Source organism: uncultured Alteromonas sp. (genome assembly GCF_963976965.1).
In the GTDB taxonomy this organism is placed as follows: Bacteria; Pseudomonadota; Gammaproteobacteria; order Enterobacterales; family Alteromonadaceae; genus Alteromonas; species Alteromonas naphthalenivorans.
The window spans coordinates 16,321-28,676 of the sequence record NZ_CAXBMP010000041.1 but is presented as its reverse complement, the minus strand read 5'-3'; the positions used below and the strand labels follow the sequence as shown (position 1 = coordinate 28,676).

The following is a 12,356-nucleotide window of genomic DNA, read 5'->3' as shown; positions in this document are numbered from 1 at the left end:
AACTCTTTACCATGCCGGTCAAAAACTAATCACGAAAGATCAACAGGCCTTAGGCATGCATCAGTAATAGCTTGCCAGTTTTTCGCTTCAACCCACTCAGGTTTTGCCACCCAAGTTCCACCCACAGCAAAGATATTGCTCATGGATAAATAATCTTGGTAGTTACTTTCTGACACACCCCCGGTTGGACAAAAACGTGTATCTTTAAATAGTCCACCTACCGCTTTTAAAAACGCTGCGCCGCCAGATAGAGATGCAGGGAACAACTTCATTTCACGAAAGCCATGTTCTCTTGCTAATACAATATCAGCAACGGTGGAAACGCCAGGTAACACAGGTAAGCCACAGGCTGTTAAAGCTGTGAGTAAGCGCTCGGTGACGGCTGGCGTCACTATGAAATCAGCGCCCGCGTCTTTAGCAATTTTTAAAGAAGCTTCATCGATAATTGTTCCCGCGCTTACAATCATTTCAGGTAGAGCGGCTTTTATCGCTGTAATAGCTTCGGCAGATTTTTCTGAGCGAAGTACCACTTCTACTGTGCGCAAGTTCGCTTCATACATCGCTTTTGCGATATCTACACCGTCGTCTGCGTTATTGACTTGGATAATAGGTAAAAGCTTCTGCTCTCCCATAATTGAAGATATAGAATTCATAGTTTTCTCTGTGTAATTTTGCGTAAGGATCAGGTTAAATTTTTACTAAAGAGGCTATAAGCGGTGGCATCCACAATGGCGCCTTTGTGCTGGATGACAAAGCCCGCACTTTTTGATGCTTTCTCGACCGCTTCTTTTTGTGACGAATCATCTAGTCGTGCCCCAAGGTAAACGCCGTTGAAGGCATCGCCTGCAGAGGTTGTATCTACCACATTCTTAACTGGCGTAAGCGGGACTTGAGAGATATCGCCCTGTTGGTTAATAACGGTAACGGCATCACTGCCATTTTTTATAATCACTTCGTCGAAGGTGTAATCACTCAAAAATTTCAGTGTTTCGTCGATAGTGTCTATGCCATATAAGAAGTTAAAATCTTCAATACCGGGAAGAATAATATCTGCTAGCTCATAAGCTTTTGCGTAAAGGCGCTTAGCATCGTCTTTACTTTTCCACAACGAAGGGCGGTGGTTGATATCAAAAACTAACTTAACGCCAGCTGATTTTAATCCGGTTAATAAAGAGAAATACGTCGAAAGGTCTTCTTCGTTTATTATCGCTAGGCTAATACCACTAAACAACACCATGTCGAAGGCAGTCATTGCGGCAATATCGTTGCTATCTAGCGTTTGCATCATGCTTTTTGCTGCAGAATCCGAACGCCAATAAACAAATGAGCGTTCACCCGTATCATCTGTGTATATACGGTAAAGGCCTAGGTGCTTCTCTTCATGCCTGCCAATAAATCGTGGATTTATCCCCTCATTGACAGCATGCATGACCATTTCATCACTTAGCGCATCTTTGCCGACTGCACTGATGTAATAAACATCATGTTGGGGAAACGTACGTTTCATATAAACTGCTGAATTATATGTGTCACCTGCGAAACCTTGAGAGAGTAAGCCGTTCTCGGCTTCCCTAAGCTCTGACATACATTCGCCAATAAAACCAACTCTCATGCTACACAGACTCCAATTTAATATGCACTGTCTACTTAACGTAGTAGCCGTTTAATCCGAAGGCCAGCTAAATATTGATTCCAGATAGACTTCGCTTACCTAATCCCCTTTTTTATGGGATTATCGTTGCTATCTAGCCTAATCACAGTGAACCTATACTGATTTCACTTTTTTGCTCGCCAACTATGGCCATATAAGCCATTTACGATGTTCATTTTGTGTAAAAGAAATGTCACACGAAAAACACAATCTAACCAATCGGACGACCAAATACAACCAATTTACTTTACCAGATAGCAACTCAGTTATTACCAAGCGTAAATATCTCGACATTTATTCGTACTTTTAACTGTGATTAGCACAACGATATTTGTCGCACTTTGCGAATAGACGCATTTTCAGGCTACAATCTGTGTAACAGCGACGTTACCAATATATGTAAATAAGGTTAAAACATGAAATCTCGCCGGCTTTTCTGGAGTATTGTAGAAAAACTCGAAGACTTAATCGATCAAGGTATATGCCCAGCTGGGAGTCGACTGCCAGCGGAACGAGAACTAGCACAGACCTACAATGTGAGCCGTCCTACTATTCGTGAGGCGATAATCGCATTAGAGGTTCGCGAACGAGTGGAAGTGAAAACCGGGTCAGGAGTCTATGTATTAGCGCAAAAGAATGCCCAACATTCAGCAAAAACTATTAGTGCTTTCGAGCTTACTCAAGCCAGAGCATTGATTGAAGGGGAAGCCGCCGCGCTGGCTGCATCCACGATAAGCGATGACGAGGTTTCTGCGCTTAAGAAAGCCCTATCAGATATGGCCTCTCCAGATATTGCGGATGAAGCTGATCAGCGTTTTCACCATATTATTTCCCAAGCTACACATAACCATGCAGTGCAACTTTCGGTTGAAAATCTATGGGAACTTCGTCGTTCAACGCCCGAAATAGTAGCTGCCTATAACGATGTCTGCTCTCAAGGTATTGAACAACGAATAAAAGAACATACGGAAATTTTCAACGCCATTGCCAACAAAGACACTGCTGCCGCTCGTAAAGCAATGCACAGCCATTTTAATCGTCTAATAAACGCGTTATTTGATGCTAGTGAAGCGAGAGAGTTAGAAGAGATTAAACGGAAAACGGATAAGACAAGAGGCTTATATTCGATTTCTCATCTAAGTAAATAAATCACCTGCCTTGGTGAAAACCGTTTTTACGTATAGCACAAACAAAACAGGCTTCTTTCGAAGCCTGTTACTTAGTAGGATACTCAGAGTATTTTTGCTTTTCTTGTATGAGTTTGTATTTGAGTAAATCTGTTTTTACTAATACGGGTGTCTAAAAGTAGCGCGTCATCATTAGTCGCGTTAGCTTCAACTCAAAATATATAAACATCACGCCACTTTGTCAACCACAAACAAGAAAAGATATTACCAGTAACCATTACCAATAAGCATTGAGAGGCTATAACGTTACCTTCTTCAACTTAGCTGCTTTTATTTAAATACGCATTTTGCGTACAAAATTACTTTACGGCATGCAAAATTCAGTTTAAAAAGCGCGCTATTGTTTAGTCTATAATTTCGAGTATTCTGCTCGTCATGGTTTTGCGAATTACAATCAAATGATCCTAAATACGTTTTTCGACTTCATACAAGAAAAATGGACGCTGATACAAGCATCGGTGTATACCACGACGTTTCTCATTCAAGTTTTGCTCATCGCAGTGATATACGCACTGGCCTTTATTCTGGCAAGACAAGTTAGAAGGCCTTTCAAGTTCACACGGGAAGCACCACAAAGCGGGGCACATACAATACACAACATGCTATTCAAACTTGGCGGCACACTGTTCCCCGTCATTACCATTAGCATACTCAAATTGACTACGGTTTTAGGTGAACAATTTCAATTCGATGCTTGGGTACTAGAAATAGCGGTTGTTGTGGCAGTTATGCTATTTGTTGCTTCCTTGATTAGAGGGTTTATAGATAACCCCGTTTTCGCCGGTTTCATGCGGTGGGTAGGCTTGCCTATTTTATTCTTACATTTAGTGGGCGTATTACCTGTTGTTACTAGTGCGCTGGAATCGATGTCGTTATCGATTGGCAATGTCGATATTTCAGCCTATGGAATAACACGCGTATTTCTTTTTGGCGGCTTGTTGTTTTGGTTAGGTCGAGCATCTAACACCCTTGGAAAAGACATTATTCGCAGCCACACCACGCTAGATGTGTCTACTAAAGAAGTGTTCGCAAAACTCTTTGAAGTTGCGTTATTTTGTATTGTATTCCTGCTGCTACTAAACGTGATGGGAATAAATCTAACCGCCTTAGCGGTATTCGGCGGTGCACTGGGCGTAGGGTTGGGCCTTGGGCTGCAATCTATCGCTTCAAACTTTATATCCGGCATTATTATATTGCTTGATAGGTCGTTAACCGTAGGTGATTTCGTAGAACTTGAAGACGGCCAAAAAGGTATCGTGCGGGAATTTAAAATGCGTTATGCGGTTCTCGAAACCTTCGACGGTAAAGACATACTCGTGCCTAACGAAAAGTTCATTAGCTCGTTATTAATCAACTGGACTCACAAAGATCCTAAACAGCGCTACCGTATCGATTTTTCAGTCGCTTATAAAACTGATATTCGAGCAATGGTAGAAATTATAAAAGATGCAGTAGCTCAACATCCTCAGGTTATTAGTGGTGAAGACATCCCCTTTGAAGAACTGCCAGATTGCGAAATAGACAGTTTTGGTGACTCGGGCGTGAATATGTTTGTTGAGTTTTGGATGGATGGTGTTGATGATGGAAAAAACCGTGTTGGCGGAGACCTTTTATTAACCGTGTTCGAAACCCTGAGAGAACATCAGATTGAAATCCCCTTCCCTCAACGTGAAGTACGCGTGGTTAACGAAAACGGTATTGGTATTCGAAATACCACCCCTTAGTAGCGAGAAAGTAATACATTCCACTGCCATTGGGCATCGCGTAGATTTAGCAGGTCGATAAACTTCTGATAATCGGCCTGCCCCATGGCATGGGCCACCGTTTTTAGCTGAGCTTTGGCTCTTATAGCTTTCACCTGTAGTAACTCTAAGCGTTTGTCGGCACTTTCACCAAAGTTAGTGTCTAGAATTTCATTGGCTTTTTTATTTGCATCCCAAAAGGTTAGCACATAGCCAATGAGTTTCAGATGTACACCTATCATCTGTTTACTTTCCAGAACGTGAGCCAAAGTAGATGTAGTCAGCCTTTTTTTAAAGCCACTCTCCGTTTCTGGTTTTGCGCTAACTGATAAGTGCTCAAGTGCTTCTTTGTATTCTTCAATTAGCCTAATATGCTGCTCGCCCTCATACTGCTCACTTGAAAGTGAATTCAAATCCTCTGCCAGTATTTCTAGGTTCACAAGCTGTCGCTGTATCGTTGCCATGATTAGTTATTAAATACTTAGGTATGCTAGATGGTTTTATGGGTTATTGACTGATGCATCGCTAGCATTCAATCATTGCCTTATCATCACTACTTTGCAGGTATTTTCTGCCATTGCTACTCTGCATTCAGTCTTTACGCTTTGACTGTCATTTATTCATCGCCACTTCTATGCATTTACAACGAGATAATTTAAAACGAGATAATTTACAACGAGATAATTTACAACATGACTAAAGCGCGTATTAATTTTTATCTAAGCTGTTCAGTGTATAGAAAGTTTGCGGGAGGTGCAGCGTTAATCTTGGGTATCTTTCTAACGCCTTTCAGTGTTTCCTTTTATTTCTTCAATGTAAAAAACGCGGGCACTTCAATAATGCCCGCGTTTCTATTAAGTAAATGAGCCTTTAACTTTACTGATTTAAAGGGCTGCTTAAGTCATGACGTAAATCGAAGCGATCAAGGGTCATCACTTTTGTCCACGCATCTACAAAATCCTCTACAAATTTAGTTTTCGCGTTGTCGTAAGCGTAAACTTCAGACACTGCACGCAATTCACTATTTGAACCAAATACTAAATCAACAGGTGTAGCCGAGTAGAGTACCTCACCCGTTTTACGGTTTATGCCCTCATAAACAGCGGCGTCGTCTGTTTTTCTCCACTTCACATTCATATCAAGCAATGTGGTAAAGAAATCATTGTTGAGCGCACCTACCTTATTAGTGAAAACACCATGAGTGCTATTACCGTTGTTCGCACCTAACGAACGCATACCACCAATTAGTACCGTCATTTCTGGAACGGTTAAGTTAAGTTGGTCTGCTTTATCTACCAGCATTTCTGCAGGTGAACGATAGCTAGTATCTGCATTGTAGTAGTTGCGGAATGCATCAGCCGTTGGCTCTAACAGTGAGAACGAGTTCACATCAGTTTGCGCTTGGGTTGCATCACCTCGCCCTGGTACGAACGGTACCGAAATTTCAACGCCTGCATCGGCAGCCGCTTTTTCAATAGCCGCCCCACCTGCTAATACAATGAGGTCAGCCAACGAAATTTTAGGACTTGATGACTTACCGCCATTAAAGTCTTTTTGAATTTCTTTTAATTTAGCGATCACAGCTTTAACGGTTTCAGGTTCATTTACCGACCAATCCATTTGTGGTGCAAGTGCAATACGAGCACCATTTGCGCCACCTCGGTAGTCAGATGCTCGAAAACTTGCCGCCGAGCCCCAGGCTGTTTTAACTAACTGTTGTACGCTAAGCCCCGAATCTAAAATAGTTGCTTTTAACTTTTTCGCGTCGCCATCACTAACTAGCTTGTGATCAGTAATGGTTACTGGGTCTTGCCATACAAAATTTTCTTCAGGAATATCGTTACCAAGATAACGTGCTTTAGGGCCCATATCGCGGTGGGTTAGCTTGAACCAAGCCTTAGCAAAGGCGGTTTGATATTCTTTTGGATCAGCAAGGAAGCGTTCTGCTATCTTACGATATTCTGGGTCATACTTAAGCGCGAGATCGGCCGTTGTCATAACCGGAGCATGTCGCTTCCCTTCTACATGAGCGTCTGGCACTGCTGTTTGCGCAGACTCATCAGTAGGTATCCATTGAATAGCGCCTGCCGGGCTGCGAGTTTGTTCCCACTCAAAACCAAGCAAGTTTTGCAGATATAAACTGGTCCAACGGGTAGGAAGTTGGGTCCAAGCACCTTCTAAACCACTAGTCACTGTGTCTTCAGAATGTCCTTTGCCACAGTTGTTCTTCCAACCAAGGCCTTGTTCTTCCACACCTGCACCACCAGGTTCTGCTTCTAAACAGTCTGCAGGCTTGTGAGCGCCATGCATTTTGCCAAATGTATGACCGCCAGCGATAAGCGCCACTGTTTCTTCTTCATTCATGGCCATGCGATTAAATGCGGTGCGAATGTTCTTCGCTGAACCCAAAGGATCAGGCACACCTTTAGGCCCTTCCGGATTAACGTAAATTAAACCCATGTGCGTCGCGCCTAATGGGCGTTGCAACTCTCCGCCCTTTTCTTCTCGATCGCTAGCCAGCATTTCTACTTCAGGTCCCCAATAAACCATATCAGGTTCCCAGTCGTCGGTACGACCACCCGCATAACCATAGGTATCAAAACCCATGTTTTCCATACCTACCGTGCCGGCAAGTATCATAAGGTCACCCCAAGATAATGCTTTCCCGTACTTTTGCTTTATTGGCCAAAGCAATCGGCGCGCTTTATCTAGGCTTGCATTATCAGGCCAGCTATTGAGCGGGTCGAAACGCATTTGGCCACCATCGCCCCCGCCTCGACCATCTAACGTACGATATGTCCCCGCACTATGCCATGAAAGTCGGATAAAGAATGGACCATAGTTTCCATAATCTGCAGGCCACCAATCTTGAGAGGTCGTCAGCAATTCATTCACATCCGCTTTAACTTGGTCTAAATCGAGTGAAGAGAATGCTTTTGCGTAGTCAAAGTCATCGCCTAGCGGGTTTGAGCGGCTGTCGTGATCACGAAGTTGAGATAGGTTTAATTGTTCTGGCCACCAAAAATTATTCGTTCTAGCCTGAAAAGGCTGAACCATGCCAGACCCTTTTGCGCCGGCTGGTTTGCTAATTTCATTGTTAGCAAATGAATGCGACGTACCTAGTGCCAATGAAATCAAGCCTGCTAATGTAGCCTTGCGTACCCTGGTAATTTTCATATTGTTGTTCCATTTATTATGTGTATACATCTGCAAATGTATGCGTTTTGTAGTTCGCCCACCCGCCACAATTTGCAGTTAACAATTAATTCACATAGTTAATGTAGTTATCGGTTCGCTTAAAGGACAGTTAAAAAATTGAATTAACCCGATAGGAAATACTGATTAAGGCATTCGTTCTAAAAACAGATATTTAAAAACGTTGACTCAATCAACCTGAAAAACGTGTTTACGCATTTCAGAAGCCGTGTACTCTTTTCATACCCCAAGAAAGTTATGCCGTACAACTTTTAATCGGCGGCTAAAACTTACTCAACTTGAACATAAAACTGAGTAAGACCGTGAAACTCTTTCCCAATATTTCCCTCGTTTAAGACAATTTTACGCTGGCACGCCGATTGAATAGTCAGTGTTATCAAACGTGAAGCATTTCATCTTCACGTGGATCTTCCTTTATCGGAAGCTAATGGAACGTTGGAAATTAAAACGAGGATGTCATTATGAAAAACACACTTACAGCACTTGCAGGTATTGCAGCACTTACATCATTCGGTAGTTTTGCTCAGTCAAACGACTACTCTCTCGACGAAAGTGGTTTCTATGTTGGTGGTAACTACGGATACCTTCGCGTAGAAGGTGAAGACGATTTTGATGACGACAAAGATGTATGGCAAGGACTTGTCGGTTATAAGTTCAACGAATGGGTTGCGGTAGAAGGTAGTTTTATCGACTTCGGTGACTATGGCAACGACATTGCTGGCGGAGATACCGATGGGTACACGGCGGCGATTAAAGGAATTCTTCCAATAACAGACCGTTTTTCACTGTACGCTAAAGCGGGACAGTTGTGGTCAGAAACAGAATATAACCTAGGCGGTGTTTCTAGTGACTATGACGACGAAAGTCTTTTCGTTGGCGCAGGCTTAAGTTATGCCATCACAAAAAACTTTTTGGTTAACGCCGAATACACAGTGTATGACGCCGAGCTAGATGCAGAAGAAGCCGTAGATGATATCGACGATACTAACTTTGAGACAGATTTAAAGCAGGCAAGCATCGGTGTTGAATATCGATTCTAAATACCAAAGTTAATTGAGTTCCCCCTAAATGCGGCGCTTTACAGCGCCGCATTTTTATTTACATCCCTTACTAAAAACAGTTACCTCCAAAACAGGTTAATGAATGTCAAGCTAACGACATGTTTTTGAGATAGCATAATTCATTCCTATAAACGAAAAGACGGCAGTAGACCTCATGCTAACACTTGCTCTTATCTACCTTGGTGCTGCGCTAATCGCTGTACCTATTGCTAAACGATTGGGTTTGGGCTCAGTGCTAGGCTATCTCATTGCTGGGATTTTAATTGGTCCATTTGTTTTATCGCTAGTGGGCGACCAAACCGAAGTGATGCACTTCGCTGAGTTTGGGGTAGTGATGATGCTGTTTCTTATTGGGCTTGAGTTGCAACCTTCCCGATTATGGACCTTAAGGCATTCAATCGTGGGGCTAGGAGGACTACAAGTGTTGCTCTCGACCGGGGCTATTTTTGCCATCACCTATTATGGATTGGGGCTTGCTTGGCAAAGCGCATTGGCAATTGGCTTGATGCTAGCGCTCTCTTCAACCGCTATTGTTATCCAATCTCTGGAAGAAAAAGGCTGGTTAAAATTAGACGCCGGCCAAAATAGTTTCTCGGTTCTTTTATTTCAAGACATCGCCGTTATTCCTATATTGGCACTTATGCCGCTACTTTCATTCCTTCCCGCTAGTGCCGTTGATGGGTCTAACCACTCACTGGTATCGGATTGGTCTGCCATGGGTAAAGTGGGTATTTCTATTGCCGTGATTGTTACCATTATTCTGGCGGGCAAATACATTTCCACCCCCATATTCAGGTACATCTCCCAAACTCATATGCGAGAAATATTCACGGTTTTCGCGCTATTCTTAGTGATTGCAATAGCACTACTGATGCAGACCGTCGGCCTTTCCCCAGCATTAGGCACCTTCTTGGCGGGCGTGGTGCTTGCAGAGAGTGAATTTAGACATGAACTTGAAGCTGATATTGAGCCCTTCAAAGGGCTGTTACTAGGGCTATTTTTCGTTACCGTTGGCGCATCGATTGATTTCGGATTATTAGCTGAGAACAGTTTACTTATATTACTGCTGGTTGTTGGTCTTGTGGCTATTAAAGGTTTAGTGCTTTATGGCTTAGCCCATCTCTTTTCGATTAATTCTCGTCAGCGACTATTGTTCACTTTAGCCCTAGCACAAGGTGGGGAATTTGCCTTCGTGCTACTTTCACTATCTCGAGAGTTGAGTATTTTAAGTTCTCAGGAAGCCAATATTGTTACCTTAGTCGTGGCACTTTCCATGGTTATTACCCCATTACTATTAATGGTTTACGACCGTGCACAGAAATTTCAAAAGTCATCAGCACCTGCATTTGATAAGCCTGAGGAAATAGAGGCTTCTCGACATGTGATTATTGCGGGCTACGGTAGATTTGGGCAAGTTATTGGACGACTGTTAAAGGCCCAAGGTTATGAAGTAAGCGTACTTGATCACAGCCCTAGCCAAATCGACTTGTTGAGACGCTTCGGTAACAAAGTCTTCTACGGCGACGCCGCCAGAAAAGAATTATTAGAAGCGGCAGGGGCAAATTCTGCCGACCTGCTTGTTATTGCCATAGATGACCCGCACAAAACAATCGAAATTATCGACATTGCTCGTAAGCATTACCCAAATTTGAAGTTAGCGGTACGGGCTAGGGACAGGCGCCATGCTTATGAACTTATTCGTATGAAAGTCGGTACCTTTAACCGAGAAACTTTCGACTCTGCATTGGTACTCGCGGTTGAATCATTAAAATTATTGGGGAACGATGATATCGATGCCGAACGCGCAGGAAGGCTATTTAGAGAACATGATGTTGAATCCATGAACCTACTTGCCGAATTGTGGGGTGATGACCACTCTTATGGCGTCGCAATTAAACAGCGGATGGATGACCTCACCCAAGTATTAGCACAAGATACTGAAGCACAAGATATGTTTAATACCTGTGATAGTACTCGAGACCCTAATAAAGCTAACGAGGCGAAAGAAGGATGAAAGTGAATAAAGGCAAAACTGCAACGATAGAATAGCCATAATAAAGTATATATTTTAATAACTTTATCTAATTTACGATACCAGCCTTAGGATGAGTGCCCTATTGCACTCTTTATACTTTGGTATAATCCTGCCTCGAATTAATCTTAAGGGCTGAGTGTTGTACTTTTTTCTAGCCACCTGCATTATTGTTTCTATCGCGGTATGTGCGGCACTTTGCGGCTACTTCACGATAAAAACGGTTTATCAGAAAAAAACAATATTTCGCTACTGGTCAATTGCCAGTGGCTTGCTTTGCGGTAGTTTAATTTCACGTCTTAGCGATACCCTATATGCACTCCCTTCTTCATATTTCATTTTGGGGCTTATAGCTCTTGTAGTCGGTTTCTATCAGGTCTTTTTGGGGTTGGAATCGCTACAAAAACACAAAGACTACAAACTTAACCGCCATGCACTTCCTGTCCTAGGGGTAGGAGTTAGTGGAATTTGTGTATTGTGGTCAATGCCTGCGCTGGCCGAATCTGTGGCTATGTTTTTTTGTGCTGCACTTGTGCTGTTAAGTGAGGGCGTGCTTTACAATGATAATAGAGTAAAAGAGGAAAAGCGTGCCTTGCTCCGCCATTTGCTGCTTATTTCGTCTTTTTCACTTTTCTTACATGGCACGGTATCGGTGGTAAATTCAATTACCGGTGGTATGGATGACTTGTCGTTGCTGTACAAGCTCACCTCTGTGCTGATGGTGATAACCGCTGCATTAATCGTTTTATCGTTGACGCGATGTAGCACAGAGCCAAAATCTCAATCACTTTATCATCGTCCGCTTAGAGGCTCTGGTGCGGTTTTACTAAAACGTGACGACTTTATTCAACAATCCATTAAAAAGCTTCAACAAACTAACAAACATGAAAATGTACTGTTGCTAGTTGAAATAGATGGCTACCAAGACGTGATAGATAACTACGGCGCGAGTGCCGGTGAAAGCGCCAGTTCTCAAGTGGGGCAGTCTCTTATTCATTTTACCCGTTCAAATGATATAGCGGGGCAAATAAGCGAAAGTAAGTTTGCGATTATGCTAAGCGGTGTCACTATTGACTCGGTTCATGTGGTTGCTGATAGATTGGTAAAACAAGTATTTTCCAAAAATGTCCAAACGCTAGACAGCGCGCCCATGTTTACTGCCAGTATCGGGATTGCGCCTTCCTCAGATATCGTATTCTCGTGGCAACAAGGAGAGCCGTTCGATGAATACAGCATAAAACGACATGACGGTACTAGTTTAGTCTACATGCTGTCACCATTTAAAACGGCCACACTGTAAGTTTTGCGCTGAATTATCGCGCTTATCTTCAATTTTCCATTACGCCTCAATTACCCTCTTCCTATGAAAAAGTTACATTCTCCGGTTCCGACCAAATGAAAACTCTTCACTCAAACAGCCTTAAAAACATGATTTATTAGTAAGTTAGGGTCCAAACCTAACACTAC

General features: G+C 42.8%; 9 protein-coding genes. 5 read left to right on the top strand and 4 right to left on the bottom strand.

What is annotated here, in order from left to right:
* Positions 1-29: 29 nt before the first annotated feature.
* Both eda and AAC006_RS19780 read right to left on the bottom strand, forming a co-directional pair.
* Positions 30-653 carry a bifunctional 4-hydroxy-2-oxoglutarate aldolase/2-dehydro-3-deoxy-phosphogluconate aldolase gene (gene eda, locus AAC006_RS19785; RefSeq protein ID WP_339351049.1) on the bottom strand — a complete coding sequence of 208 codons (624 nt, stop codon included), beginning with the start codon at positions 651-653 and terminating at the stop codon, positions 30-32.
* Between the two features lie 29 nt (positions 654-682).
* The gene (locus AAC006_RS19780; RefSeq protein WP_339351048.1) at positions 683-1,612 is read right to left on the bottom strand and encodes a sugar kinase; all 930 of its coding nucleotides are present in this window, start codon (positions 1,610-1,612) and stop codon (positions 683-685) included.
* Between the two features lie 455 nt (positions 1,613-2,067).
* Here AAC006_RS19780 and AAC006_RS19775 point away from each other — a divergent pair, with 455 nt between their 5' ends.
* Together AAC006_RS19775 and AAC006_RS19770 are read left to right on the top strand one after the other, a co-directional pair.
* Positions 2,068-2,799, top strand: coding sequence for a FadR/GntR family transcriptional regulator (locus tag AAC006_RS19775; RefSeq protein WP_013782682.1), 732 nt, complete (start codon positions 2,068-2,070; stop codon positions 2,797-2,799).
* A 437-nt stretch (positions 2,800-3,236) separates the two neighbouring features.
* On the top strand, positions 3,237-4,562 hold the full coding sequence (locus tag AAC006_RS19770; RefSeq protein WP_126872614.1) for a mechanosensitive ion channel domain-containing protein: 1,326 nt from the start codon (positions 3,237-3,239) through the stop codon (positions 4,560-4,562).
* On the opposite strand, the gene AAC006_RS19765 is transcribed toward AAC006_RS19770, so the two are convergent.
* Together AAC006_RS19765 and katG are read right to left on the bottom strand one after the other, a co-directional pair.
* A complete protein-coding gene (locus AAC006_RS19765; protein WP_126872615.1) occupies positions 4,559-5,044 on the bottom strand; it encodes a hypothetical protein in 486 nt (161 codons plus the stop codon). The genes AAC006_RS19770 and AAC006_RS19765 overlap by 4 nt on opposite strands.
* A 412-nt stretch (positions 5,045-5,456) precedes the next feature.
* A complete protein-coding gene (gene katG, locus AAC006_RS19760; protein WP_338454387.1) occupies positions 5,457-7,757 on the bottom strand; it encodes a catalase/peroxidase HPI in 2,301 nt (766 codons plus the stop codon).
* Positions 7,758-8,257: 500 nt separating this feature from the next.
* On the opposite strand from katG, the gene AAC006_RS19755 reads away from it, so the two are divergent.
* From AAC006_RS19755 to AAC006_RS19745, 3 genes are all read left to right on the top strand, one after another.
* The gene (locus AAC006_RS19755; protein ID WP_126872617.1) at positions 8,258-8,836 is read left to right on the top strand and encodes a porin family protein; all 579 of its coding nucleotides are present in this window, start codon (positions 8,258-8,260) and stop codon (positions 8,834-8,836) included.
* 175 nt (positions 8,837-9,011) lie between these two features.
* A complete protein-coding gene (locus AAC006_RS19750) occupies positions 9,012-10,871 on the top strand; it encodes a monovalent cation:proton antiporter-2 (CPA2) family protein (RefSeq protein WP_126872618.1) in 1,860 nt (619 codons plus the stop codon).
* Positions 10,872-11,028: 157 nt separating this feature from the next.
* Positions 11,029-12,189: a diguanylate cyclase gene (locus tag AAC006_RS19745; RefSeq protein WP_041452455.1), complete on the top strand. Its 1,161-nt coding sequence runs from the start codon at positions 11,029-11,031 to the stop codon at positions 12,187-12,189.
* Positions 12,190-12,356: the final 167 nt, after the last annotated feature.